The 25228-nt window shown below is 60.7% G+C and carries 20 protein-coding genes; 12 read left to right on the top strand and 8 right to left on the bottom strand.

All coding sequences use genetic code 11. The features are described from left to right. The first annotated feature begins 173 nt into the window (after positions 1-173). Genes recC through recD form a run of 3 tightly spaced genes read left to right on the top strand, consistent with a single transcriptional unit; the run spans position 174 to position 9258 of the window. A complete protein-coding gene (gene recC, locus KW821_RS20520; RefSeq protein ID WP_218292718.1) occupies positions 174-3569 on the top strand; it encodes an exodeoxyribonuclease V subunit gamma in 3396 nt (1131 codons plus the stop codon). Continuing rightward, a complete protein-coding gene (recB, locus tag KW821_RS20515) occupies positions 3569-7189 on the top strand; it encodes an exodeoxyribonuclease V subunit beta (RefSeq protein WP_218292717.1) in 3621 nt (1206 codons plus the stop codon). The genes recC and recB overlap by 1 nt, the downstream gene beginning before the upstream one ends. Further along, on the top strand, positions 7186-9258 hold the full coding sequence (recD, locus tag KW821_RS20510; protein ID WP_218292716.1) for an exodeoxyribonuclease V subunit alpha: 2073 nt from the start codon (positions 7186-7188) through the stop codon (positions 9256-9258). The genes recB and recD overlap by 4 nt, the downstream gene beginning before the upstream one ends. A 95-nt stretch (positions 9259-9353) precedes the next feature. Here recD and KW821_RS20505 read toward each other — a convergent pair whose 3' ends face one another. Together KW821_RS20505 and KW821_RS20500 are read right to left on the bottom strand one after the other, a co-directional pair. Further along, complete coding sequence (locus KW821_RS20505) at positions 9354-10292, bottom strand: hypothetical protein (protein ID WP_218292715.1); 939 nt, start codon at positions 10290-10292, stop codon at positions 9354-9356. Further along, a complete protein-coding gene (locus KW821_RS20500; RefSeq protein ID WP_256353582.1) occupies positions 10293-11333 on the bottom strand; it encodes a hypothetical protein in 1041 nt (346 codons plus the stop codon). Between the two features lie 75 nt (positions 11334-11408). Between KW821_RS20500 and KW821_RS21945 the strand changes: the two genes are divergently transcribed. Beyond that, on the top strand, positions 11409-11573 hold the full coding sequence (locus tag KW821_RS21945; protein ID WP_371317619.1) for a PT domain-containing protein: 165 nt from the start codon (positions 11409-11411) through the stop codon (positions 11571-11573). A 194-nt stretch (positions 11574-11767) separates the two neighbouring features. Here KW821_RS21945 and KW821_RS20490 read toward each other — a convergent pair whose 3' ends face one another. Then, positions 11768-12166, bottom strand: coding sequence for a VOC family protein (locus KW821_RS20490; RefSeq protein WP_218292713.1), 399 nt, complete (start codon positions 12164-12166; stop codon positions 11768-11770). A gap of 57 nt (positions 12167-12223) precedes the next feature. On the opposite strand from KW821_RS20490, the gene KW821_RS20485 reads away from it, so the two are divergent. The 3 genes from KW821_RS20485 (at position 12224) to KW821_RS20475 (ending at position 14883) form a co-directional block, all read left to right on the top strand. Further along, complete coding sequence (locus KW821_RS20485) at positions 12224-13144, top strand: helix-turn-helix transcriptional regulator (protein ID WP_256353581.1); 921 nt, start codon at positions 12224-12226, stop codon at positions 13142-13144. A gap of 184 nt (positions 13145-13328) precedes the next feature. After that, the gene (locus KW821_RS20480; RefSeq protein WP_042653397.1) at positions 13329-14336 is read left to right on the top strand and encodes a sensor domain-containing diguanylate cyclase; all 1008 of its coding nucleotides are present in this window, start codon (positions 13329-13331) and stop codon (positions 14334-14336) included. 127 nt (positions 14337-14463) lie between these two features. Beyond that, positions 14464-14883: a hypothetical protein gene (locus KW821_RS20475; protein WP_218292712.1), complete on the top strand. Its 420-nt coding sequence runs from the start codon at positions 14464-14466 to the stop codon at positions 14881-14883. Between the two features lie 129 nt (positions 14884-15012). On the opposite strand, the gene KW821_RS20470 is transcribed toward KW821_RS20475, so the two are convergent. Further along, the gene (locus tag KW821_RS20470; protein ID WP_218292711.1) at positions 15013-15369 is read right to left on the bottom strand and encodes a hypothetical protein; all 357 of its coding nucleotides are present in this window, start codon (positions 15367-15369) and stop codon (positions 15013-15015) included. Positions 15370-15570: 201 nt separating this feature from the next. On the opposite strand from KW821_RS20470, the gene KW821_RS20465 reads away from it, so the two are divergent. Both KW821_RS20465 and KW821_RS20460 read left to right on the top strand, forming a co-directional pair. Further along, positions 15571-16293 (top strand): response regulator, encoded by a 723-nt coding sequence (locus tag KW821_RS20465; RefSeq protein WP_218292710.1) that lies wholly within the window; start codon positions 15571-15573, stop codon positions 16291-16293. Between the two features lie 10 nt (positions 16294-16303). Further along, on the top strand, positions 16304-17689 hold the full coding sequence (locus KW821_RS20460) for an ATP-binding protein (RefSeq protein WP_218292742.1): 1386 nt from the start codon (positions 16304-16306) through the stop codon (positions 17687-17689). 294 nt (positions 17690-17983) lie between these two features. Here KW821_RS20460 and cspA read toward each other — a convergent pair whose 3' ends face one another. Next, positions 17984-18196, bottom strand: coding sequence for an RNA chaperone/antiterminator CspA (gene cspA, locus KW821_RS20455; RefSeq protein WP_025328559.1), 213 nt, complete (start codon positions 18194-18196; stop codon positions 17984-17986). 398 nt (positions 18197-18594) lie between these two features. Then, the gene (gene yjbD, locus KW821_RS20450; RefSeq protein WP_042653393.1) at positions 18595-18879 is read right to left on the bottom strand and encodes a DUF3811 domain-containing protein; all 285 of its coding nucleotides are present in this window, start codon (positions 18877-18879) and stop codon (positions 18595-18597) included. A 547-nt stretch (positions 18880-19426) separates the two neighbouring features. Between yjbD and KW821_RS21775 the strand changes: the two genes are divergently transcribed. Beyond that, on the top strand, positions 19427-19549 hold the full coding sequence (locus KW821_RS21775) for a hypothetical protein (protein WP_126623417.1): 123 nt from the start codon (positions 19427-19429) through the stop codon (positions 19547-19549). Between the two features lie 48 nt (positions 19550-19597). Here the strand turns inward: KW821_RS21775 and KW821_RS20445 are convergent, their stop codons facing one another. Continuing rightward, complete coding sequence (locus KW821_RS20445) at positions 19598-20356, bottom strand: ABC transporter substrate-binding protein (RefSeq protein WP_218292709.1); 759 nt, start codon at positions 20354-20356, stop codon at positions 19598-19600. Positions 20357-20524: 168 nt separating this feature from the next. Continuing rightward, entirely contained in the window at positions 20525-21100 is a 576-nt protein-coding gene (locus KW821_RS20440; RefSeq protein ID WP_218292708.1) for a single-stranded DNA-binding protein, read from the bottom strand. Positions 21101-21617: 517 nt separating this feature from the next. Between KW821_RS20440 and KW821_RS20435 the strand changes: the two genes are divergently transcribed. Both KW821_RS20435 and uvrA read left to right on the top strand, forming a co-directional pair. Beyond that, positions 21618-22256, top strand: coding sequence for a LuxR C-terminal-related transcriptional regulator (locus tag KW821_RS20435; protein ID WP_218292741.1), 639 nt, complete (start codon positions 21618-21620; stop codon positions 22254-22256). 95 nt (positions 22257-22351) lie between these two features. Beyond that, positions 22352-25180: an excinuclease ABC subunit UvrA gene (uvrA, locus tag KW821_RS20430; RefSeq protein ID WP_218292707.1), complete on the top strand. Its 2829-nt coding sequence runs from the start codon at positions 22352-22354 to the stop codon at positions 25178-25180. Positions 25181-25228: the final 48 nt, after the last annotated feature.

Genomic DNA, 25228 nt, shown 5'->3' with positions numbered 1-25228 from the left:
TTTATGCCCGCCAGTGCCTCCTATCCGGAATTGTGCCGACGCCGTGATCGGCGGCCGCAAGCGCCTTTTGCATCTTCCCCCCCGATCCCCGACAATCCCATTTCGTGTGAAGTGACGGGAATGACTCACATTTTCTCGCGCGCACCCCTCTTTCGAATTGGCGGGAGTCGTCCATGTTTACCCTCTACCACTCCAATCAGCTGGATCTGCTCAAAGAGTTGCTGGTGAACCGCATCCGGCAGGCCCCCCTCTCTCACCCCTTCCAGCGGGAACAGATCCTGGTGCAGAGCCCCGGCATGGCCCAGTGGCTCAAGCTGGAGCTGGCCAAGGCCTTCGGCATCGCCGCCAACATCGACTTCCCGCTGCCCGCCAGCTTCATCTGGGAGATGTTCACCCAGGTGCTGGCGGATGTGCCGCGCCAGAGCCCCTACAACAAGGGCTCCATGAGCTGGCAGCTGATGACCATATTGCCGGCCTTGCTGGAGCGGCCCGCCTTCGCCCCCCTTGCCGCCTATCTGGGGGGCGCCGAGGAACAGGATCCGCAGGCAGATCCCCGGCAGGAGCCCGAACAGGTGCGGCTGTGGCAGCTGTGCCAGAAGATCGCGGATCTGTTCGACCAGTATCTGGTCTACCGGCCGGACTGGATCGCCCGCTGGGAAGAGGGTGAGGGTCTGGGGCTGGAGCTGGCGGGGGTGAGCGGCCAGGATTGGCAGCCCGAGTTGTGGCGCGAGCTGGTGGCCCGCACCCTGGCGCTGAGCCCGAGCGGCTATCACAGAGCCAACCTCTATGAGGAGTTTATCCAGGGGCTGCAACAGATCGCCGAGCTGCCGGGCAGGTTGCCGGAGCGGGTGTTCGTGTTCGGCATCTCGGCGCTGCCGCCGCGCTACGTGGAGGCGCTGCAGGCCCTCGGCAGCCGGGTGGAGGTGCACCTGTTCATCACCAACCCCTGCCGCTACTACTGGGGGGATCTGCTGGATCGCAAGACGCTCGCCCGGCTGGCCAACAAGCTCAAGCCCGGTACCGACATCGGGACCCTGCAGGGGCCGGCCAACCCGCTGCTCGCCTCCATGGGCAAGCTGGGGCGCGACTACCTGCACCAGTTGATGGAGCTGGAGGTGCCCCAAATAGAGGCCTTCGTCGATATCGACGACCTCGATGCCAAGGGCAATGTCAGGCTGCTGCGCGCCATCCAGAAGGATGTGCTGGAGCTGGCAGAGCGGGGCGCCGGTCGGTTCGATCTGGACGGCAGCCAGCACAAGAGCCCGCTCGATCCGGCGGATGGATCCCTGCAGATCCACGCCTGCCACGGCCCGATGCGCGAACTCGAGGTGCTGCACGATCGGCTGCTAGGGCTGTTCGAGCAGGATCCGAGCCTCACCCCCAAGGACGTGGTGGTGATGATGCCGGATGTGAACAGCTACGGCCCCTACATCCAGGCGGTGTTCGGCGCTCGCGGCCAGATCCCCTTCGCGGTCTCGGATCGCGCGGCGAGTCAGGAGAGCCCGCTGCTGCAGAGCTTCCTCGCCCTGCTGCGGCTGCCCAATGCCCGCTTCGGGGCGGGGGAGCTGCTCGCCATCCTGGAGGTGCCCGCCGTGCTGCGCCGCTTCGAGCTGGATGACGGCGAGTTCAACCAGCTGCGGGTCTGGGTGCAGGAGACCGGCATCCGCTGGGGGCTGGACGATGCCTATCCGCAGCGCTTCGACTTGCCGCCGCTCAGCGGCAACAGCTGGCTGTTCGGCCTGCGCCGCATGCTGCTCGGCTTCGCCATGGGGGATGGCGAGCCGGTGGCGGGGATACTGCCCTACGCCGACATCGAGGGTCAGCAGGGGCTGGCGCTCGGCAAGCTGGCCTGGTTTGTGGATTCTCTCGCCGAGTTCCTGCCCCGCCTGCAGCAGGCGCAGAGCCTGCCCGGCTGGGTCGCCTGCCTCAACGAGCTGCTGGATCGCTTCTATCTGGCGGACGAAGAGGAGGAGCGGTTGCTGCAACTCATCCGCAGCCAGCTCGCCGAGTGGCAGGCCCAGCTGGGTGAAGCGCGTTTCGACCACCCCATCAGCCCTGAGCTGCTGCAGGACTACCTCGGCAATCAGCTCGGCGAGCAGCGCTCCAGCCAGCGTTTCCTGGCCGGTCAGGTGAACTTCTGCACCCTGATGCCGATGCGCTCCATCCCCTTCAAGCAGGTCTGCCTGCTCGGCATGAACGACGGCGTCTACCCGCGCACCCTGGCTCCCATGGGCTTCGATCTGATGGCCACGGCCTCCCGCCGCGGGGACAGATCCCGCCGGGACGATGACCGCTATCTGTTCCTCGAGGCGCTGCTCAGCGCCCAGCAGGGGCTCTACATCAGCTATCAGGGCTTCAGCGCCGAGGACAACAGTCCCAAGGTGCCCTCTGTGTTGCTGGCGGAGCTGGTCGACTATGTGCGCCAGGGCTTCGTGCTGGCGGGGGACGAGACGCTCCCCGACGAGGTCTCCGGCGAGCGGCTGCTCGCGCACCTGGTGGTCGAGCACCCGCTCACCCCCTATAGCCATAGTTACTTCTACCCCGAGCCCGATTCTGAACATGAGTCGCGACTCTTTACCTATGCCACCGACTGGCTGCCGGCCCTCAATCCGGTGGCGGGGGCGAGCAACTTCCAGAGCGGCGAGCTGCCGCTGCCCCCCGAATGGGGCAAGGAGCAGGGGCTGGAGCTGGCCGAGCTGCTGCGTTTCTATCGCCAGCCGGCCCGCTACTTCCTCAACCGCCGCCTCAAGGTGTGGTTCGAGTTGAACGAGGCGAATATCGAGGATAGCGAGCCGTTCGAGCTGGACGGCCTGCAGCATTATCAGCTGAAAAGCCTGCTGCTGGAGGCCCACCTCCGGGAGGGCAACAGCCCGGAGCGGAGCGATAGTGTGAACAAGCGGCGCGAGCGGCTGCGCCTCTCCGGCCAACTGCCACAGGGCTGGTTCGGCAACCTGCTGCTCGACGATCTGGACGAGCAGATGGGCAGCCTGGCCGAGCGCCTGCGCCCCTGGCTCGCCGGTGAAGAGGATGGCGGCAAGCAGGCGGTGGAGATCGACATCGCCCTGGCCCAGGGCCAGTTGCAGGGCTGGATCGACACCCAGCGGGGCCGCCAGCTGATCGTCAAGCCCGGCAGCTTCAACGGCAAGGATCTGCTGCTGGGCTGGGTCCAGCACCTCTGCCTCGCCCTGAGCGAGGCCCCCGGCGACACCCTGCTGCTCGATGCCAAGCTGGGCTGGCGACTGCCCGCGCTGTCCGCCGACGAGGCGCGGCCCAGGCTGGCGGCGCTGGTGGCGCTCTGGCAGCAGGGGATGAAGCGGCCGCTGCCCTTCTTCCCCAACACCGCCTGGGACTGGCTCAAGGCCATCGAGAAGGATCCGGACAAGCCGGAGGCCGCCGACAAGGCGGCGCTGGCCCGTTTCCAGGGCGGCTGGCAACTGATCGGTGAGGGCGAAGACCCCTATGTCGCCCGCTGTTTCCCCGCCCTCGACGAGGAGGTGCTGAGCCAGTTGCAGGCGCTGGCCCGCGAGCATCTGACCCCGCTGCTCAACTGCCTGGAGGAGCTGAAGTAATGGCCCAAGCACTCAATACCCTGCGCTTCCCCCTCCATGGCGAGCGGCTGATCGAGGCCTCTGCCGGGACCGGCAAGACCTACACCATCGCCGGCCTCTACCTGCGGCTGCTGCTGGGCCACGGCCCGTTCATCGAGGAAGGGGAGGAGGCGGGTCAGCCCAGCGCCCACGAGCGGCCGCTGTCGGTGACCGAGATCCTGGTGGTGACCTTCACCGAGGCCGCCACCGCCGAGCTGCGGGGGCGGATCCGCGCCCGCATCCACGAGGCTCGCCTCGCCTTCCTGCGCGGCGAGAGTCCGGATCCGCTGCTGGCCCAGCTATTGCTGGAAGTGGAGGACCACGAGCAGGCGGCGCGCCGGTTGCTGGCCGCCGAGCGGCAGATGGACGAGGCGGCGGTGTTCACCATCCACGGCTTCTGCCAGCGGATGCTGAAACAGAACGCCTTCGAATCTGGCGCCCTGTTTGAAACCGAATTCCTGACCGACGACAGCCAGCTCAGGCTGCAGGCGGTGAGCGACTACTGGCGCGCCGAGTTCTATCCGGTGGACGAGGCGCTGGCCCGGGCGGTACGCCGGCAGTGGCCGAGCCCCGCCGCCCTGCTGCGGGACATGAGCGGCTGGCTGGACAACAGCGAGCTGGAAATACGTCCTCAACTGGGGGATGAGACCCTGGCCGAGCGTCATGAACAAGCCATGAGCCGCATTGAGGCGATCAAGCAGGGCTGGCTCAGTCAGCTTGACGAGATACGCCGCCAGACCGAGGGTCAGATCAAGCTCTATACCGGCAAGAACTACGAAGGTTGGCTCGGCAAGATCACCGACTGGGCACAAGACCCGACCACTGGCTACGCCTTGGCCAAGGATCTCGAGCGCTTCGGTCAAGAGGCATTGGAAGCCAAGCTGAGCAAGGGCAAGGCGCTGCCGAGCCTGCCACTGTTCACGCAGATCGACGAACTGCTGGCCAGCCGCCCCGGCATCCGGGATCTGATCCTGCAGCGGGCCGCGCGGGTGGTGCGCGAGCGGATGCGGATCAGCAAGCGTCAGGCCCATCAGCTGTCGTTCGACGACCTGCTCAAGGATCTCGACGGGGCGCTCGGCTCCAACCTCGGTGACCGACTGTGCGAGCGCATTCGCGCCAGCTACCGGGTCGCCATGATCGATGAATTCCAGGACACCGATCCCCAGCAGTACCGCATCTTCCATCGACTCTATGGCGGTCAGCGCGACACTGCGCTGTTGATGATCGGTGACCCCAAGCAGGCCATCTACGGTTTTCGCGGCGCCGACATCTTCACCTACATCCAGGCGCGGCGAAATGTGAGCGCCCACTACACCCTGGGTCGCAACTACCGCTCCAGCGGCGCCCTGGTGGCGGCGGTCAACGGCCTGTTCGAGCGGGCCAGGGATCCCTTCATCTACGAGGCGGACATCCCCTTCCTGCCGGTGGAGGCGCAGGGCAAGGGCAAGGCGCTGCGACTCGATGGCCAGGTCGCCCCCGTGCTGCACTGCTGGCAGCTCGGTGGCCAGCCCACCTTCAACCGGGGGGATTACCAGAGTCTGATGGCCCGCGCCACGGCGGCCGAGATCCACCGGCTGCTCAGCCTGGCCCGGGAGGAGCAGGCGCTGATCGGCGACCAGGCGGTCAAGGCGGGGGATATCGCCGTGCTGGTGCGCACCGGCGCCGAGGGACGGCTGGTGCAGCAAGAGCTGGCGCGGCTCGCCATCGCATCCGTCTACCTGTCCAATCGCGAGAGCGTGCTGGCACAGGTGGAGGCGCGGGAGATCCTGCTCATCCTGCACGCCTGCCAGAACCCGAGCGAGGAGCGCAGCCTGCGGGCGGCGCTGGCCACCGGCCTGTTCGATCTCGACGCCAGGGCGCTCGACACCCTGGCATCGGACGAGCGCGCCTGGGAAAGCACGGTGCAGGAGTTCGTGGAGTACCGCAAGATCTGGCACCGCCGCGGCGTGCTGGCCATGCTGCGGGCCCTGCTGCACGGGCGCAATCTCGCCTCCTCCCTGCTGGCGAGCCCCTACGGGGAGCGGCGCCTCACCAACTTCCTCCATCTGGGGGAGCTGCTGCAACAGGCGAGTGGCGAGCTGGACGGGGAGTATGCCCTGCTGCGCTGGCTGGGGGAGGCGATCGCGCACCCCAACGGCCAGGTGGCGGAGCAGGTACTGCGGCTCGAGTCCGAGCGCAAGCTGGTGCAGATAGTCACCATCCACAAATCCAAGGGGCTGGAGTACCCGCTGGTGTTCCTGCCCTTCATCTGCAGCCATCGCGCCGCCGAGACGCCGCTCTATCACGAGGCGGATGAGGCGGGCAATCACACCATTCTCGATCTGACCGGCGCCGAAGGCTCCCTGGCCGAGGCGGACAGGGAGCGGCTCGCCGAAGACTTGCGGCTGCTCTATGTGGCGCTGACCCGGGGCGTCTACGCCACCTGGCTAGGGCTGGCCCCGGTGCGCTCGGGCAGCGGCAAGTCCGAGACCACGGATCTGCACCACACCGCCATCGGCTATCTGTTGCAGAAGGGGGAGGCGGGCGACGCCAGCACCCTGGCCACCGCCTTGCAGGAGCTGGCCCAGGCGCTGCCCGGAGTGGCCGTCGGTGAGCCCTCGCTCCGCCGCCCGGCCCCGCTGGCACCCGAGCTGGTGCAGTTGGGTGAGCCCCAGGTGCGCCACTTCACCGGTAAGCTCGAGCGGGACTGGTGGATCAGCTCCTACTCCGGGCTGGCGGCTCAGGGCAACGGCCACAGCAAGGGGGTGCTGGCCAACCCCGGCTTCGATGACGAGGTGGCGCCCGAGGCGGCCGCCGCGTTGCCGGAGGAGGCAGAGGCGCCCCAGCCCTCCATCTTCACCTTCCCCAAGGGCGCCCGCCCCGGCACCCTGCTGCACAGCCTGTTCGAGACCATCGACTTCCCGAGCGCCGGCGGCGACGAGCTGGCGCAGCACATCGCCACCCTGCTGGTGCAGGATGGCTTCGACGCAGCCTGGGCCCCGGTGCTGCAGCAGCAGGTGGAGGCGGTGCTAGATACCGAGTTGCCGCTTCCCTTGCAACAAGACGAAGGCGGCGAGCCGGTCCGGCTGCGCCAGCTCACCGATCGCCACAAGCAGGTGGAGCTGGAGTTCTTCCTGCCCATGGGACGGGTGACGGCGCCGGCCCTGACCGCGCTGTGCCAGCGGCACGATCCGCTGTCGAGAGGCAACAAGCCCCTCAGCTTTGCGGCGGTGCAGGGCATGCTGAAGGGCTTCATCGATCTGGTGTTCGAGTGGCAGGGGCGCTGGTATCTGCTCGACTACAAATCCAACCACCTCGGCATGAGTCCGGCGGATTACGGCCGTCCGGCGCTGGAGCGGGCCATGGCGGAGCATCGCTACGATCTGCAATACCAGCTCTACTCCCTGGCGCTGCACCGGCTGCTCTCCCTGCGCCTGCCGGGCTACGACTTCGACCAGCACTTTGGCGGTGTCTTCTATCTGTTCCTGCGCGGCATGCCGCAAGGGGGTGTCTTCCATACCCGCCCCAGCCGCGAGCTGGTGCTGGGGCTGGACGAATTGTTTAGCGAGGGCGCGGCGCAGCCCGCTGCCGGTGCACAAGAGTGGAATGAGGTTGAATCATGAGCAGCGGGATGATCATCGAACGGCTGAAGACCTTGGCGCTGGCGGGCCGCATCCGCCAGCTGGATCTGCAGTTTGCCAAGCTGGTGGCCGATCTTGGCGGCAGCCCCGAGCTGGTGCTGGGGGCGGCGCTCACCTGCTTCGAGCTGGGGCGCGGCCATGTCTGCCTGCCGCTGGATCTGCTGGCGCACTCTGGTAACGGACAGGGAGCCCTGCGCCCGTTCGGGCTGGATCCGCAACAGATCCGGGATCTGCTGGCGGATCTTGCGGATCCTGGCCGCTGGCCTGGCCTGTTTGCCGAGAGCCCCCTGGTTGGCACCGAGCAAGCGGGTCACGAAGGAAGCGAGGGTTATGCCCCCCGTTGGCCGCTGCGGCTCTGGCAGGGGCGGCTCTATCTCACCCGCTACCACGATCACGAGCAGGGGGTGGCCCGCCACCTGCGCGCCCTGAGCGAGCGAGCCGAATGGCCGGAGATAGCCCCGGCGCTGGCGCGGCTGTTTGCCCGCGATTATGGCCTGATCTTCGCCGCCCTGCTCAAGGCGCGGCTCGCCCCCGATTTTTCGGCGCGCCACTTTATCGAGAAGTATCTGGATCTGGTCTTTCCGAATGAAGTGGATTGGCCTGCCATAGAGGCGCTGCTGAGCGGCGCCCAGGCGGCGATCGAGCTGAGTGCGCTGGATGCCCTGGTGCCCGAGGCGCTCTGCTGCAACGGCCAGAAGCTGGCGGCGGCCACCGCGGCGGCGCGTCCCTTCGCTGTCATCTCCGGCGGCCCCGGTACCGGCAAGACCACCACGGTCGCCAAGCTCTTGGCCATCCTGGTGGAGACCGGCCTGCAAGGGGGCAAGGCCCCGGCCGTGCGGCTGGTGGCCCCCACCGGCAAGGCGGCGGCACGCCTCACCGAGAGCATAGGCGCGGCCCTGCAGGCCCTGGATCTGCCCCCCGAGTGGGTCGATGCCATCCCCACCGAGGCGGGCACCCTGCACCGGCTGCTCGGGGTGATCCCCGGTCGCAGCCAGTTCCGCCACCACGCGGGCAACCCCTTGCACCTGGACTTGCTGGTGGTGGACGAGGCCTCCATGGTCGATCTGCCGATGATGGCGCGGCTGCTCGATGCGTTGCCGAGCCACGCCCGGTTGATCCTGCTGGGCGATAAGGATCAGCTCGCCTCGGTGGAGGCGGGGGCCGTGCTCGGCGATATCTGCAGCTTTATCGAGCAGGGCATCAGCCCGGAGCAGGCGGCCTGGCTCTCGCGCCAGACCGGCTATCGGCTGCAGGGCACGCCTACAGGCGCCCCGGTACGTGACAGCCTCTGCTTGCTCAGCAAGAGTTGGCGTTTCGACAAGCACTCCGGCATCGGCCAGCTGGCGCGCGCCTGCAACGCGGGCGACGCGGCGGCGGTGGAGGTGGTCTGGGGTGCGGGCTTCAAGGATATCAGCCTGCACCCCTGGGTCGGCGAGGCCTACGAAGGGCTGATCGCCCAGGGGGTGGCCGGTTACGGCAGCTATCTCAAGGCGGCCCGGGAGGGGCAGGATCCGACGGCGGTGTTCAAGGCATTCAACGGCTTCCAGATCCTCTGCGCCCTGCGGGACGGCCCCTTCGGGGTGGAGGGGCTGAACCAGCGCCTCGAACTGGCCCTGTCCCGGGCTGGCCTTATTCAGCGCGACGGCGACTGGTATGCCGGTCGGCCGGTGATGGTGGTGCGCAACGATCACGGGGTCGGCCTCTACAACGGCGACATGGGGCTCTGCCTGCCCGATGAAACCGGCCGGCTGAAGGTGTGGTTCGAGCAGCCGGATGGCAGCCTGCGGGCGCTGTTGCCGAGCCGGCTGCCGCCCCACGAGACCGTCTACGCCATGACAATCCACAAATCCCAGGGTTCGGAATTTGCCCATACCGTGCTGGTGCTGCCGGACAGCCCCAGCCCCTTGCTGACCCGCGAGCTGGTCTATACCGGCATCACCCGTGCCAAGGCGCGGCTCGATCTCTACGGCGATCGCGCCCTGCTGGCTCAAGCCGTGCGGAAAAAGACCGAGCGTTATTCGGGGTTGGCGGAGCGGTTGGGAAATATTTAATCAACAGTATGATTCATATTACAGCCATCACTATAATATCCAAATCAATGCTATAGTGATGGCTTAACAATAAAGATATGTAATGAATTCCGCTTCTATAATTGCAAATTAACTGCACCATTATTCTGATGCAATTCTGTTATGTTATGAGATATGATCTCTAGAAGAATAGATGAAATCCAATGTAAGGATTGTTTGTTTATTATAGAAAATAATACATCTATATCGCTTATTTCAGAACTTTCTATGTTTTTAGCTCCGCCATTCATATAATGAAAAAACCTATTCCTAAGTGTTATAATAAAGCTTCCAAACTCAGTATACTTTATCGAGAGCATTCTTGGTTCCACAGAACGTTCGGATAGCATATTTGCAGTGCAAAGGTCCTTTAATAGTGAATATATATGTTCCTGTTCTTCCTCAGTATCGACGCTAATAACTAAGTCGATAGATGATTCAATCATTGGAGTATTATAGAATAGTTTTGTGACAAATGATTTGAAAAAACCAAGCTCTTCGGAATCTTTATTACCATTCATTATGTCTTTTAAAAATGTATATGTTCTCTTGAAATCATCTGTTTTTGACACATACGTCAATGGAAATGCGTATGAAATGTTCTCTAGTAATCTATATAGGAAGATAAAGGCAATAGAATGATTCCCATTTCTTTGGTAGTAAAAGAAATAAGATATTTCACTTAATATATTTTTATAAAATGTTCTGTTTTTGTATCTATTGCTCTTAATATATGACGCCAGCTGTTCAGCTGAATATTCATCGTCAACTAGCTTTGGGAATTGTTTCTTCCAATGTTGGCCATATCCTTTTAAATTACTAATGAAGTAGTTGTCATTTTGTATAAAATTACATTGTGATTTGATATGATTTATTTTGATCGAACCGCTTAGCAACCTTAATATTATAAGGGCTTCAGATGCATTTCCTGCGGATACTTTTAGCTCTTCTGGAAGCTTTTGAAGAGTACTCTCACTAAGATACTCTGAGTAAGAGAATGGAAATTCTCTAGCCATTTATGATGTAAACTCCACAAAGTGCTCAATTAAATCTTCTTCGCTAGAATCAATAAAATCTTGATAATTCTTTATAAACTCTGCTGAAAGCTGGCGTCTATATTTACCTAGGTTAACCTTTGAAGCATTTATTGATTCAAAGCTACTATCAAATAGCGAAAGCATTTCAGAAAATTCATCCGCATCTACATTCTTGATATATTGATATGAATCTCTAATACCAACACAGAATCCAATCAAGTTATTGTTGACTTTGAACCAATTTTTACATTCAGTATTTACGCATAGCGCATCGACTAAGTCGAGAATGTTCTCAAACTTCAATCTAAACGAAGCATCTCTATTATCTAGTACTCTACTGACTAGAATCTCATCCATTTTTTCGTCGATAATTTTATTATTTTCATTGTTAACATTGCCAGTAAGAAATGATAAGTATGCACGAGAAATATCGCCTAAGTTAAAAGAGCCGCGGATTATTTTCTCCGAACGCTCTTTTTCTGTTTGAATTGAAATATTTTTTAATTTATTAAAATCAAACATTTCTGCAGTCAGAATTTCTATTTGATGGCGAGGTGTCATTGGTTTCTGACCATTATTTAATGTAATCATGCGATATAATAATTTGTCTTGGCTTTCTGCCACAATGACATTGATGTATGCAACTCTTTTAATATTAAAACCCTCTTGCTCCGAAGCTGTCTTAAGGGTATTCAATCGTTGTAATCCGTCTAAAATATATCCCTTAGAAAGGTTGTTGTTAACGAAATCATTAAAGGATTCCTTGTCTGAGAGATCTGTCTTATTTCTATCAATAAACGCGATAGTGATTGGCGGCATGATGCAACCTTCAATCAAGTCATTTTGTAGGCGTTTATAAAATTTCTTATCTTGGATTTTACGTTGGGCATCGAAACGATTTATCAGAGGGTGCAAATCATTGAGGGCAACCTCATAGGAGGTTATACCAAGACCCACATAGCTTTCAATTACATCATCTTTATCAGAATTGAAAATCTCTATTTTTTTTCTTCGTGCCATATAGAATACCTTTCTATTTAATGTAGAAATTAGAGTTAATGAAAAATGATATAAACCTATTGTACGCTACAGAGAATGGTATATAAAGTCTATAGAGCTGATTGTTTTGTGCGTTGGAGCTGGCAGATTTCTTACCAACCAACCAACCAACCAACCAACCAACCAACCAACCAACCAACCAACCAACCAACCAACCGGTTGGGTGAGTTATGGCTGAGTGGAGCCCAACGTTTACCGTGAAGTCTAGAGTCTTCCTACCTCTCATCCACAACCCTTCTCCTCCTTTTTTAATAAACGGGAGAAGGGAGCAATGCCGTTACCGCTGTCCGATTACGCTTCGCTAATCGAACCTAGGTCGCTGGCGATCATATCCTGGATGCCGCTTTATCCCCTCTCCCGTTGGGAGAGGGCAGGGTGAGGGGATCATTCAGGTATTAGATGGTCAATTCCAGCCTGTTGCCTTCCGGATCCAGGAAGGTGCTCTCGTAATAGCCGTCGCCGGTCCAGCGTGGGCCGTCCAGGTGCTTCACCTCGGCGCCTTTGAACAGCTTGAGACGGGCTGTCATCTTGTCCACCGCCTCCGCGCTGCCGAGGGCGAAGGCGATATGGGCCAGCCCCTGCAGCGGGTGAGGCAGAGTTAGATCAGCTGGAAACAGGTTGGGGCTGTGCATCAGCTCCAGGCTGGCGCCCCCCTCGAAGCGGATAAAGTGGGAGCTGAACTGTTTGGCCGGGTTGTGGTAGCGCTCATTCGCCTGCCCGCCAAACAGGGTGCAGTAGAAGCTCTTGAGGGCGTCCAGATCCTGTGCCCAGATGGCGACGTGATGGATATGCATGGTGGGTCTCCTTTGCATTGATGCCCTCCATGCTATGCTCGGCGGCTATGGTCCGACATGGCTGAGCCCGTCCTGATGATGTCTGAAACTGCCAATCTGGAAGTGATAGAAGTCTCCCCCGACTGCCGCGAGCAGATCTGTTGCGACAGCCTGTTGCCGGCGCTGACCCAGGAGCGGGTGTGGCTGGCGGGCCACTCCCACCTGCAGACCCACTATCGGATCGAACGCCGCTTCGCGGACGTGCACTGCTTCTTGATCACCCTGGGCGGCGAGGGGGAGGTGCTGATCGGTGAGCGCTATGAGCGGCTTGTCGGCGGGGAGTGGGCGCTGATCCCGGCGGGCCAGCCGCTCTGCTACCGGTTAGCAGAGACGCAGTTGCCGGAGCCGCAACTGCCCACTGGCGGTCAGTGGGAGCTGCTGTGGCTGCTGCTGCACAAGGGCTCCCCCTGGGATGCCTTCGCAAGCCACTCCAGACTGGGTTGCACCTCCCAGCAGGCCAGCCTGCTGCATACCCTGGAGAACCTCTATGCGGAGCAGGAGCGCCATCAGGACCCGCTGCTCAGCGCGCTGCTGGTGGAGCAGCTCGGCTTCTATCTGCGCCGCCTGTTGCAAAAAGGGGAGGGACAGAAACGTGGCGAGCGGCTGGCGCTGCGCCTCGAGCTGCTGCTGAAAGAGGCGCTCGGCGAGTGCTGGGACATCAGCCGGATGGCCGGGGCCCTGCACCTCTCCGAGCGTCAGCTCTATCGCCTCTGCCAGCAGCACTTCGCGCTGGCGCCCATGGCGCTGCTGCAACGGCTGCGGCTGCAACGGGCCGCGCTGCTGCTCGCCAGTCGAAGTGAGCCAGTCAAGGAGGTGGCCAGGTTGTGCGGCTTCAAGAACGAATACCACTTCTCCACCGCCTTCAAGCGCCAGCACGGGCTGGCCCCCAGCCATTATCGCAGTTTGCATCATCCTGGCTTTAAATCCGGACTACTCTGAGATCCTGCACCAGATGCGTGGGTATTCCACTCATCCAGGGCCATAATGGGCCTATAACCAGACAGGCCGGCCCAGAGCGAACCAGCAACGGGATGAGGCGGACAGTGCCTTGCCGGGTTCTGACTTCTACACTCAAGCTTTGCGCCCCCATGACCATGGGGATAGAGGACAAGGATAGTCTTTTATGCTGCCAGATACGGATACGATCAAGATATCGGATGTCAGCGAGGGGGTGGTACACGGCATCCTCGAGGTGATCAGCGAAGGGGTCTGGGACTGGAACGCCAACACGGGTTTTGTCTACCGCAACTCGGGTTGGTATCGGATGCTGGGGTATGAGCCACACTCCCTCGGCAATACGGTGTTCACCTGGGAGAACGTGATCCACCCCGATGATCTGGCGCGGGTGATGGCCTGCTTCGATGCCTATCTGAGCGGGGAGGCGCCGCACTACAAGGTCGAGTACCGTTGCCGCACTCGGGATGGCGACTTCGCCTGGGTCGAGGATTATGGCCGGATCATCGCTCGCAACCCCGATGGCTCAGTGGCCCGCATGATAGGGGCCCATCGCGACATCCATGCCCAGAAACTGCTCTACACCCGGCTGGAGTTGCAGAATCGCTCGCTGGAGCAGCAAGTCGCGGAGCGCACCGCCGAGCTGCAGCGGCTCAATCGGGAGCTGCAGCGGCAGGTAGAAGAGAATCGCCGGCTGGCGGAGACGGACTCCCTGACCGGGGCCGCCAGCCGCTATCGGCTGGAACAGGTCATCAGGCTGGAGTCCGAGCGTGCCAAGCGCTTCAAGGATCATTTCTCCGTCATCGCCATGGACGTGGACGACTTCAAGCGGATCAACGATCGTTATGGCCACGCGGTCGGCGATCAGACCCTGATCGACATAGTGCGGCTGGCGCGGGACAACATCCGCGAGATCGATCTGATCGCCCGCTGGGGGGGCGACGAGTTCATGCTGATCCTGCCCAATACCCGGTTGCCGGATGCCCAGGTGGTCGCCGAGAAGTTGCGTCAGCGGTTGAGCCAGCTCAGCGTGGGCGAACAGGAGGGCATCACCATGAGCTTCGGCCTGGTGGAATATCACCTGAGCGAATCCCAGAGCCAGCTGATGGTGCGGGTGGACAGGGCGCTCTATCAGGCCAAGCTGTCAGGCAAGAATCAGCTCTGTGGCTGGCATTGACGGGGCCTTTTTGGCATCGATACGTTTACCTCCCCCCCCGGATATGGCTTGACCAAGGGATCACCTTGACTCCGACTCTATGCACTGGTCTGATGCGCGCTCTTTCATTCCTGTGAGATGTATCTTAATGAAGAAGTGCCTCCTGATTGCCCTGACCGCCCTGCCTCTGGTTGCCCACGCCGGCCTGATGGATTCCCTGACCGATACCGTGACCAGCAGCCTCACCAGCAGCGCCAAGGAGATGGCGGGTAGCGCCATGGACAGCGCCTCCAACGAAGCGATCAAGAAGGCGTTGGACATCAAGGAAGGTGCCTCCAACAAGCAGGCCATCAAGGACAAGCTGGGCGCCCCGGCCAGCACCAGGACCGAAGCCGGTCAGGAAGTGTGGAGCTATGATCTGACCGCCCTGAACAAGGCTTCTCCCATGCTGGCGGAGACCTCCAAGACCCTGTTCAAGGATGCCGAAGCCGCTCAGAAGAGCGTCGTCATCAAGTTCGAAGGCGAGACCGTCAAGACCCTGAGCCTGGCCGACAACGCCAAGGCGTGAGTCTGACATCCGTGCATGAGAAAGGGGCCCTGTGGCCCCTTTTTGATTGGCGATGACAACGAACCGTGCAGATGGGCGACACCAATAGAGAGGGTGGCCTGGGCCACCCTCTCTCGTATCCGGAGCCGCTTACTTGTTGGCTTCGGCGAACTGCTTCATCACCTCGGCGTGCTTGGTCATGCCGTCGGCCCTCAGCTCCAGATTCTTGACGAACTCGGCCTTCTTGGCCGGGTCTTCGATCTTGTCATAGCGCTGCTGCAGGTGAGCCTGGATCTGCTCCGGGGTCATGTTCTGCATGCGGGCCATCTTGTCGTGACGGCCACCGTGGTGCTTGCCGCCCATCATGCCTGAGCCGTCCATGGGGCAACCGGTCGCTGCTGCGGCGGTGGGTTGGGCCGTGCTCACGGCTTCGCTGGCGGCGTAGGCGCCGAGCGGCAGGCCGAGGATCAGGGTGGCGGTCAGCAGGGTCTTGGTCAGTGTTTTCATGTGGTTACTCCTGTCGGATTGAGTTCTGGGTCGGCTCATTCGCCTTGACCCCAAGTAAACACCCGGGAGGTGTCTGAATTTTGCCAGTTGGAGCCTATTTTGTAGCAGAGTGTGGCATCTTGGCGCTCTGGCACACTTTGACACAACCCGCCCGATTGATTTTCGTATAATCGCCCCAGCTCGATAACGGGAGAGACAGTGATGAACCAAGGCAGTCCCCATATTCTGGTGGTCGATGACCACAGCGAGATCCGCGATCTGCTGAAGCGCTTTCTGGAACAACATGGCATGCGTGTCAGTTGTGCCCGGGATGGCAAGGAGATGAAGCGACTGCTGGACGAGCGGGAGTTCGACCTGCTGGTGCTGGATCTGATGATGCCGGGGGAGGATGGCCTGACCCTGTGCCGCGAGCTGCGGGTGAAGTCCAGGCTGCCCATCATCATGCTCACCGCCATGGGCGAGGAGACGGATCGCATCATAGGGCTGGAGATGGGGGCCGATGACTATCTCGCCAAGCCGTTCAATCCCCGCGAACTGCTGGCCCGCATCAAGGCAGTGATGCGCCGCACTCAGGCCGATCCCCAGCCGGCGCCCGAGGCGCTGACCCGGGATCTGCGCTTCGATCGTTGGCTGCTCGACATCAACCGCCGTGAACTGGTGGATGAGGAAGGGGTGGGACTGAGCCTCTCCACCGCCGAATTTGACCTGTTGCGGGTGTTCCTCGAGCGGCCGCAGCGGGTGCTGAGCCGGGATCAGTTGCTGGATCTGGCCAGGGGCCGTGAGACGGTGGCCTTCGATCGCGCCATCGATACCCTGGTGAGCCGCCTGCGCCGCAAGCTGGAGCGGGATCCCAAGAATCCTGAGCTGATCAAGACCATCTGGGGCGGTGGCTACCTGTTCGCCGCCGACGTGACCCAGGAGTGAGCCGGTGGCTATGATCAAGCGACTCTGCACCAGGCTGCTGCCGAAGGGGCTCACCGGCCAGATAGTGCTGGTTGCCCTGGCGGGGCTGGTGCTGATCCAGCTGCTCAGCATCCAGATCTACCGCTCCGACAGAGAGGAGGCGCTCGGTTACGTCAACAGCCGCAATGCCATGCAGCGCATCGTCTCTGTGGTGCGGCTGCTGACCCTCTCGCCCCCCTCGCTCTATCACGAGATCCTCAAGGCGAGCCGCAGCGAGACCCTGCTGCTGCGCCTCGCCGACGAACCGCTGCAGCCTGACAATCGCAGCCCCCGCTTCGAGAAGCTGGTGCGGGCCAAGCTGGATTATCCGCCGCAATTGGCGGTAGAGATCAGCGCCGAGCTGAAGCAGGAGTTCCAGCGCAGCCAGGCCTGGCGGCACCACAATCGCATGATGAAGGATCGCAACGGCATGCCGCCACCCCAGGACATGCGGCTCTATGGTTCCATCCAGCTGCCCAATGGTGGCTGGTTGCAGTTCAGCTCTCTGGTGGACAAGGAGTCCGTCAGCTGGTCCTGGCAGACCACTCTCAACCTGATCCTGGTAGCGAGCCTGGTGATCGGCCTGATGATCTGGCTGTTCCGCCGCGCCACCCAACCGCTCAAGCAACTGGCCGCCAACGCGGACAGGCTGGGGCGCGGCGAGGATATCGAGCCGCTGCGGGAGGAGGGGCCGACCGAGATCCGCGAATCCATTCAGGCATTCAACCGCATGCACACCCGGCTCGATCGCTTCGTACAGGACAGGACCCGGATGCTGGCTGCCATCTCCCACGATCTGCGCACCCCCATCACCAGCCTGCGCCTGCGCACCGAGTTTCTGGCGGAGGGGGAGGACAAGGAGCGCATCCAGCAGACCCTGCAACAGATGGAGCAGATGCTGGCGGCGACCCTGAGCTTCGCCCGTGAGGAGGGGCAGCAGGAGGCGACCCGGGAGCTGGATCTGGTCAGCCTGCTGGAGAGCCTGTGTGACGACTATGCCGACACCGGCCAGCCGGTCACCTGCCTGGCCGAGGGCAAGCAGGTCTATGCCTGCCGAGCCAACACCCTGCGTCGGGTGCTGCAAAATCTCATCGGCAACGCCATCAAGTACGCGGGCAGCGCCGAGGTGTCGCTGGAGCGAGGCGAGGGGGAGTTGTTTATTCGGGTCTGCGATCGGGGACCTGGTATAGATCCGAGCCGGCTGGAGGATGTGTTCAAACCCTTCGTGCGGCTTGATGAGGCTCGTAACACGGAATCCGGCAGCGTGGGGCTGGGGCTTGCCATCGCCCGTACTCTGGTACACCAGCACGGTGGGGAGCTCAGCCTGCATAACCGTGCCGAAGGCGGACTGGAGGCGAGGATCAGCCTGCCGCTGTGAGGGCCTATACCTTCATCCGATCTGACAAGAGGGCGCCCGGGTTGGCGCCCTCTTCGTATCCGAGATTACGCGAGGCTGATGACATTGTGCATGGGGAAAAGATCGAGTGAGTGGGGAGCACGCAGGGCTGTGGTGCGAGGAATGACGGGGGCTGTGAGCCTGTGACCGGTGTGAATGTGGGGGAGGAATAGACAGAACTGGCCGAAAATCAGGCAACAAAAAACCCGCCGAAGCGGGTTTTTTCAATTCTTGCAGAAGGTCTTTCCGATTAACGGGAAGGCTTCCTGGCTTGAATTACAGACCAACTACGTTGGCAGCAGCCGGGCCTTTCTGGCCTTGCTCGATGGTGAACTCAACGCGCTGACCTTCGTCCAGGGTTTTGAAGCTGGTGGACTGGATAGCGGAGAAGTGTACGAACACGTCTTTGCCACCGTCAGCCGGGGAGATGAAGCCAAAACCTTTTTCTGCGTTGAAGAACTTAACGGTACCAGTCATTTTGTTAGACATAATAATTTCCTTAATAGTGATATTGAAACGCCACGGTTGTGGCAATCCATGATTTTTCGTCAGCAATACGTATGGGGAGCACTAAAGAAGGAAATTATTTGATAAGAGCTATCTGGGACAACTCTAAACAAATCACTGCTTTAAAATGACTGCCTAACATAATCAGGTCTGAACTACCGAACCATCGAGGTTGATTAGAACACGCTCACCCTGATGTGGCAATCTTTATCTTGATATTAATTACCCAGTGACGCTGGCGTTTGGGTTTCATTGATTAGAAATATCGTTGTTTAACAACGTGATAGAGGTTGATTCAGGTTAGGGAGGCATGGCGATATAATGTTCATGCCCGCACGCAGGGGATGCGTCCGGGCATGAATGCATGAATATAGAAGAGATTAGCGCTTGCTGCGGAACTTGTTGCTGACGGAGTCAATCCAGCTGAAGGTATCGGGCAACACCTGGTTCTTGGCTCGTTCCTTGGCTTTCTCCCGCGCCAGCGCTGAGGCGACCTTGGCGACCTTGGCGCGCTCCGCGGCGATCAGCAGCCGCCCTTCCTCACGGATCTTGTTGCGCTCCCCATTGGTCAGGGTGTGATCGGCATTGGCCTGGGCTTTCTGCAGCAGCAGGGTGATCTCGGCCTTCTCGGCCTCGGTGAGGTCTTTCATTTCCAGTTTTTTCATGGCGCGCTCCTGCGGCAGGGGATAGCACACCCTAGCACACTCTGACGGTACATCTCTTATGCTATCGTCGCCTTGCCACCAAAAGGGCAGATTGAGGGCCATTTCCCACCATGTTCTCACCCTTTTATGGACAGTTTCCGGCGGCTTGTTGCTGATGGAACCCATTGCCCGGACCCGAGCAGGGCGGCTGGAGCTGCTCTGAACCCGATCAATCATGGGGTAAGGGAGGAATGGGGCGACTGGGTCCCGTCACCGCTCTTTCAACAGACTGGCAGGTCATAGCGCCGGGAGATGTCCTGGCCCGGATTGGCTGTATGTACTGCGCTGTGGGGGCCGTGGCGTGCCATTTCGGAGGTGCTGGCGGTGAGCGTGCCTGGTCGGCGATCTGCCGTTATTGTGTGAGGCTGGATCCTGGCCTGAGGTTGGGGGTATGCTGGTACCAGTGCGATCCCCGATCGTCACTGTTAGCGTACTGTGATCTATGATTCGGCTGACACGCTGGAGCCCCGGTTCCAACCTGTCTGGGTAACATTTTTGGAGTCTGATGATGAGTAACAAAGAACAGCATCACGGCAAAGATGCCAAGAAAAAACCGCAGATGTCACTGAAAGAGAAGCGCGATGCCAAACGGCAGAAAGCCGACCTGAAAAATGGCAGCGTGTTGAAGTAACGCTCCGCTACACTGTTGTTCCTCTGGAGCCAGTATCAAGCCAGCCCATCATGGGCTGGCTTTTATGTTTTCGGCCTCATAGCTCGCCAAGATCCGTTCATAGCGCCCATCCTCTCTCATGCGCGCGAGCTGGCGATCGAACCACTGCTGCTGGGTGGCTCGACGAAAGGCAAAGTGATAGTGGGTGGGGGCGAACAGGGTATGTTGCCTGACCCGAACGGGGGCATGGCGCCCGCTGTCCGATTCACTCTCGCGTTGCTGCGCCAGATAGTAGTAGAACACCCTCTGCTCCAGGATCACGGCATCAGTGCGCCCCAACAGCAGCATCTGTACCTGGCTCTGCTGCCTGGCCACCTCTTCATAGCGAGGATTCTGAGCGACCATGCTGGCGAAATCCTCCCCCAGGATCTGCCGTGCCCGCTGGAAGGCGCTGACACGCAACCCCTTCAGATCCGCGATCGAGTGGATGACCCTATCGTCCAGGATAAAGACCCTGTTGTGGAAGGTGATCACCGGCTGCGACAGATAGGCGTGCTTCAGCATGCCGGGCTTCACGTTGATGATGGCATCCAGCTTGCCCTCTTCCAGCATGCGGAAGGTGCGCTCCAGCGGCAGGTAGATGAACCGGGGCTCGTAGCCACTGCCGGCAAAGGCCTGTGTCAGCAGATCCAGCTCGATGCCGCGGCCCTGGTGCTTGATCACGTAAGGCGGAATGGCGAAATTGACGCCCACCCGCAGTGGCTCGGCGGCCAGGGTGCCCATATGCAGCAGCAGGGTGAAGCGCAGCAGGCGGTTAAGGAAGCCCATGCTTGTTCTCAGGCGGATGACTCGGTCTGATGATACCCACAACTCCCAATGGGAGAGACCCAACCTGTTCGCCAGTCCCGGTAACGGGGTGATGGGGACGATGGCTGCGTCAGAAGCAGGCAAAAAAAGGCCCTGAACAGTCAGGGCCTGGTAGTCAGTCACGCGAGCCTAGAATGGAATGTCGTCGTCGAAATCCATCGGCGGTTCGTTGTAAACCGGCGGGGCAGACTGGGGTTGCTGCTGCGGACGGCTGTAACCGCCTTGCTGCTGCATATTTTGCTGCGGTGCGGCCGCGGGGCGCGGCATGTTCTGCTGGGGAGCGGCCTGTTGCGGCTGACCCCAGTTGCCCTGGGATTGTTGGCCACCCATGCTCTGACCGGCGCCGCCTTGCGGACGGCCACCCAGCATCTGCATCACGCCGCTGAAGCTGTCGACCAGGATTTCGGTGGTGTAACGTTCCTGACCACCCTGATCCTGCCACTTGCGAGTCTGCAGTTTGCCTTCGACATAGACCTGGGAGCCTTTTTTCAGGTACTCGCCAGCGACTTCGGCCAGCTTGCCCATGAACACCACACGGTGCCATTCAGTGCGCTCTTTCTGCTCACCGGTCTGCTTGTCGCGCCAGGATTCGGAGGTGGCCAGGGTGATGTTGGTCACGGCACCGCCACTCGGCATGTAGCGCACTTCCGGGTCTTGCCCCAGGTTACCGATCAGAATGACTTTATTGATGCCTCGACTGGCCATAATCTCTCTTCCACCCTTTATATACCGGCCGGGCCAAATGCCCGGACCAATTCAACATTTCGTTCGTGTTCGGTGAGATGCGCCCCACTGGATGGGGGATCTTCACTCATCTCATGGCTGCGCCCGATCTGGCCGAATAAATCACCAGCCGCTCGTCCCAGCGTTTGCCCGCAATAGTAACAGAGTTGGCGGGCATGAGGGCACATCTTCCTGCCCGGCGGGTGTCAATCCCGCCGTCGGATCCTTCATTAACTTACCCGAGGTGCGGGGTTGCCAGCAAGCGGCGCTACCCGTGAGAGCGGTATCCACCCGGGAGGGCCATGCCTGTGCCGGCAGGTACTAGTAGACCCCCCAAATGGGGAGGGTATGCTAGTCATTTGTATTGATTGAGAAATTGGCAAGCTTCAAAGGAATCACAGTAGCGCCTAATACTTTTTTAATACTTCAGTCAGGAGGGGGGATTGGTACTCTCTCCCGTCGAAAAGCCCAGATCCGAATGTGCAAGGAAGTCTTCTTGATGACGCCCGAATACCCCTTAGTGCTGATCACCGAACATAACGCACAAGCCATCAGTTTTCAGCGTCACCTCGGCGAGCAGCTGGGCCTGGCCATCCTGCTGGTTGGAGAGCTGGATGCCCTGCCGGAACCGGTAGACACCGACAGCCAGCCCCTGTTCCTGATCGATCTGGATTACCTCAAGTCGACTCAGCAGGCAGACTGGAGCCAGACGCTTTGCAGTCGATTCGGTGGGGCCAGCACCGTGTTGCTCAATGCCCCCACCAGTACGGACCGGGAGCTGTTGCTGATGTGGCCGCACACCAGTGGACTCTTCTTCCGCCAGGACAGCCTGGATCGGCTGGTGATCGGCATCGGCAAGGTGCTGCAGGGGGAGTATTGGATCCCGCGCCACCTGCTCTGTGATCTGGTGGATTACTACCGCAAGGGCAGCGGCCAGCCGCTGCGCAACCAGACGCTGCTGACGGCCCGTGAACAGGAGATAGTCCGTCACCTGATGACAGGAGCCTCCAATACCGAGATCGCCGACAGCCTGTTTGTGAGCGAACACACCATCAAGTCCCACCTCTATAACGTGTTCAAGAAGTTGAACGTCAAGAACCGCTTGCAGGCGGTGAGCTGGGCCAAGGAATTTCTCTGAAGGGCGGGGCCGGGGTGATAAAAGGCTGTCTATTCATCCAGTAGTCACTGTGCCATACTGGTTCGCTCTGATTTGTGTATCGAGCGTGCAAGAAGATGGAAAAAATCGTGATTCGGGGTGCCCGCACCCACAATCTCAAGAACATCAATCTGACCCTGCCCCGCGACAAGTTGATCGTGGTCACCGGTCTGTCCGGTTCCGGCAAGTCCTCGCTGGCGTTCGATACGCTCTATGCCGAGGGACAGCGCCGCTACGTGGAGTCACTCTCCGCCTATGCCCGTCAGTTCCTCTCCCTGATGGAGAAGCCGGATGTTGATCATATAGAGGGGCTGTCACCGGCCATCTCCATCGAGCAGAAGTCCACCTCCCACAACCCGCGCTCGACCGTGGGCACCATCACCGAAATCTACGACTACCTGCGCCTGCTGTTTGCGCGGGTAGGCGAACCCCGCTGCCCGACCCACGCCATCCCGCTCGCCGCCCAGACCATCAGCCAGATGGTGGATCAGGTGCTGGCTCAGCCCGAGGGCAGCAAGCTGATGCTGCTGGCACCCGTGGTACGGGATCGCAAGGGTGAGCACAGCAAGCTGCTGGAGAATCTGGCGGCGCAGGGCTATATCCGCGCCCGCATCGATGGCGAGGTGTGCGATCTCTCCGATCCTCCCCCGCTGGAGCTGCACAAGAAGCACACCATCGAAGTGGTGGTGGACCGCTTCAAGGTGCGCGCCGATCTGGCGCTGCGCCTCGCCGAATCCTTCGAGACGGCGCTGACCCTCTCCGGCGGCATAGTGCTGGTGGCCCCCATGGACGGGGAGGAGGGGGTGGTTCCCATGACCTTCTCCGCCAACTTCGCCTGCCCGGAGTGCGGCTACTCCATGTCGGAGCTGGAGCCGCGCATCTTCTCCTTCAACAACCCGGCCGGTGCCTGTCCGACCTGTGACGGCCTCGGGGTGCAGCAGTATTTCGATCCCGCCAAGCTGATCCACGACCCGAGCCAGAGCCTGGCGAGCGGCGCCATCCGCGGTTGGGACAAGCGCAGCTTCTATTACTTCCAGATGCTGAAATCCCTCGCCGAGCACTACAAGTTCGATCTGGAGAGCCCCTGGGAAGATCTGCCGGTCAAGACCCAGGAGGTGATCTTGCGTGGCTCGGGTCGCACCGAGATCGAGTTCCGCTACATGAACGATCGCGGCGACGTGGTGGTGCGCAAGCACCCGTTCGAGGGGATCTTGCACAACATGGAGCGGCGCTACCGGGAGACAGAATCCAACTCGGTGCGGGAAGAGCTCTCCAAGTACATTGCCAACAAGTCCTGTACCAGCTGTGGCGGCAGCCGGCTGAGGGAGGAGGCGCGCCATGTGTTCGTGGATAACCGCAACCTGCCCGCCATCGCCGAGCAATCCATCGGCGACGCGCTGGCGTTCTTCGCCGGGATCGAGCTGACCGGCCAGCGTGCCCAGATCGCCGAGAAGATCCTGAAAGAGATCGTCGAGCGGCTCGGCTTCCTGGTCAACGTCGGCCTCAACTACCTCAGCCTGTCTCGCAGCGCCGAGACCCTGTCCGGTGGCGAGGCGCAGCGCATCCGGCTGGCCAGCCAGATCGGCGCCGGCCTGGTGGGGGTCATGTATGTGCTGGATGAACCCAGCATTGGCCTGCACCAGCGGGACAACGAGCGCTTGCTCAAGACCCTCACTCACCTGCGCGACCTCGGCAACACCGTGATAGTGGTGGAGCACGACGAGGACGCCATTCGCCTCGCCGATCATGTGCTGGACATAGGCCCCGGGGCCGGCGTCCATGGCGGCTCAATCGTCGCGCAGGGCACGCCGGAGGAGATCATCGCCAACCCCGCCTCGTTGACGGGGGATTACCTCTCCGGACGCAAGCAGATCGCCATTCCCGCCGAGCGCACCCCGCTCACCGGCAAGTGGTTGAAGCTGAAAGGGGCGAGCGGCAACAACCTGCGCAACGTCAACCTGGATCTGCCCATAGGGGTGATGACCTGCGTCACCGGGGTCTCCGGCTCCGGCAAGTCGACCCTGATCAATGACACCCTGTTCCGCATCGCCCACCGGGAGCTGAACAAGGCCACCGAATCGACCCCGGCGCCCTACCGCGAAGTGGAAGGGCTGGAGCATCTGGACAAGGTGGTGGACATCGATCAGAGCCCCATAGGCCGCACCCCGAGATCCAACCCGGCGACCTACACCGGCCTGTTCACCCCGATCCGCGAGCTGCTCTCCGGCACCCAGGAGGCGCGTTCGCGCGGCTACCTGCCGGGCCGCTTCTCCTTCAACGTCAAGGGGGGGCGCTGCGAGGCCTGCCAGGGAGATGGGGTCATCAAGGTGGAGATGCACTTCCTGCCGGATGTCTATGTGCCCTGCGACGTCTGCAAGGGCAAGCGCTACAACCGCGAGACCCTGGAGGTGAAGTACAAGGGCAAGAACATCCACGAGATCCTCGACATGACGGTGGAGGATGCCCGCGAGTTCTTCGATCCTGTGCCGGCGGTGGCGCGTAAGCTGCAAACCCTGATGGATGTGGGCCTCTCCTACATCCGGCTCGGCCAGTCGGCCACCACCCTCTCCGGCGGCGAGGCGCAGCGGGTCAAGCTGGCGCGGGAGCTCTCCAAGCGCGACACCGGCCAGACTCTCTACATCCTGGACGAGCCGACCACCGGGCTGCACTTCCACGACATCCAGCAACTGCTCAAGGTGCTGCACCAGCTGCGGGATAGGGGCAACACCATCGTCATCATCGAGCACAACCTGGACGTCATCAAGACCGCCGACTGGATCGTCGATCTCGGTCCCGAGGGGGGCGCCGGCGGTGGCCGCATCCTGGTGACCGGCACGCCCGAGGAGATGAGCCGCTGCAAAGATTCCCATACGGCGCGCTTTTTGGCGCCCTTGTTGGTAAAATAAGCGTCTCAGTCATGCAACAAGGGGCCCAGGGCCCCTTGTTTTTTATGG

The organism is Aeromonas sp. sif2416 (assembly GCF_019218665.1).
GTDB classification, from domain to species: Bacteria; Pseudomonadota; Gammaproteobacteria; order Enterobacterales; family Aeromonadaceae; genus Aeromonas; species Aeromonas encheleia.
Note: the sequence above shows the minus strand (reverse complement) of the source record. Positions and strands in the feature narration are given on the sequence as shown.

Coding starts and splice junctions, on each gene's coding strand:
- recC (WP_218292718.1), top strand. CDS start 174: ATGTTTACCCTCTACCACTCCAATCAGCTGGATCTGCTCAAAGAGTTG.
- recB (WP_218292717.1), top strand. CDS start 3,569: ATGGCCCAAGCACTCAATACCCTGCGCTTCCCCCTCCATGGCGAGCGG.
- recD (WP_218292716.1), top strand. CDS start 7,186: ATGAGCAGCGGGATGATCATCGAACGGCTGAAGACCTTGGCGCTGGCG.
- KW821_RS20505 (WP_218292715.1), bottom strand. CDS start 10,292: ATGGCTAGAGAATTTCCATTCTCTTACTCAGAGTATCTTAGTGAGAGT.
- KW821_RS20500 (WP_256353582.1), bottom strand. CDS start 11,333: ATGGCACGAAGAAAAAAAATAGAGATTTTCAATTCTGATAAAGATGAT.
- KW821_RS21945 (WP_371317619.1), top strand. CDS start 11,409: ATGGTATATAAAGTCTATAGAGCTGATTGTTTTGTGCGTTGGAGCTGG.
- KW821_RS20490 (WP_218292713.1), bottom strand. CDS start 12,166: ATGCATATCCATCACGTCGCCATCTGGGCACAGGATCTGGACGCCCTC.
- KW821_RS20485 (WP_256353581.1), top strand. CDS start 12,224: ATGGCTGAGCCCGTCCTGATGATGTCTGAAACTGCCAATCTGGAAGTG.
- KW821_RS20480 (WP_042653397.1), top strand. CDS start 13,329: ATGCTGCCAGATACGGATACGATCAAGATATCGGATGTCAGCGAGGGG.
- KW821_RS20475 (WP_218292712.1), top strand. CDS start 14,464: ATGAAGAAGTGCCTCCTGATTGCCCTGACCGCCCTGCCTCTGGTTGCC.
- KW821_RS20470 (WP_218292711.1), bottom strand. CDS start 15,369: ATGAAAACACTGACCAAGACCCTGCTGACCGCCACCCTGATCCTCGGC.
- KW821_RS20465 (WP_218292710.1), top strand. CDS start 15,571: ATGAACCAAGGCAGTCCCCATATTCTGGTGGTCGATGACCACAGCGAG.
- KW821_RS20460 (WP_218292742.1), top strand. CDS start 16,304: ATGATCAAGCGACTCTGCACCAGGCTGCTGCCGAAGGGGCTCACCGGC.
- cspA (WP_025328559.1), bottom strand. CDS start 18,196: ATGTCTAACAAAATGACTGGTACCGTTAAGTTCTTCAACGCAGAAAAA.
- yjbD (WP_042653393.1), bottom strand. CDS start 18,879: ATGAAAAAACTGGAAATGAAAGACCTCACCGAGGCCGAGAAGGCCGAG.
- KW821_RS21775 (WP_126623417.1), top strand. CDS start 19,427: ATGAGTAACAAAGAACAGCATCACGGCAAAGATGCCAAGAAAAAACCG.
- KW821_RS20445 (WP_218292709.1), bottom strand. CDS start 20,356: ATGGGCTTCCTTAACCGCCTGCTGCGCTTCACCCTGCTGCTGCATATG.
- KW821_RS20440 (WP_218292708.1), bottom strand. CDS start 21,100: ATGGCCAGTCGAGGCATCAATAAAGTCATTCTGATCGGTAACCTGGGG.
- KW821_RS20435 (WP_218292741.1), top strand. CDS start 21,618: ATGACGCCCGAATACCCCTTAGTGCTGATCACCGAACATAACGCACAA.
- uvrA (WP_218292707.1), top strand. CDS start 22,352: ATGGAAAAAATCGTGATTCGGGGTGCCCGCACCCACAATCTCAAGAAC.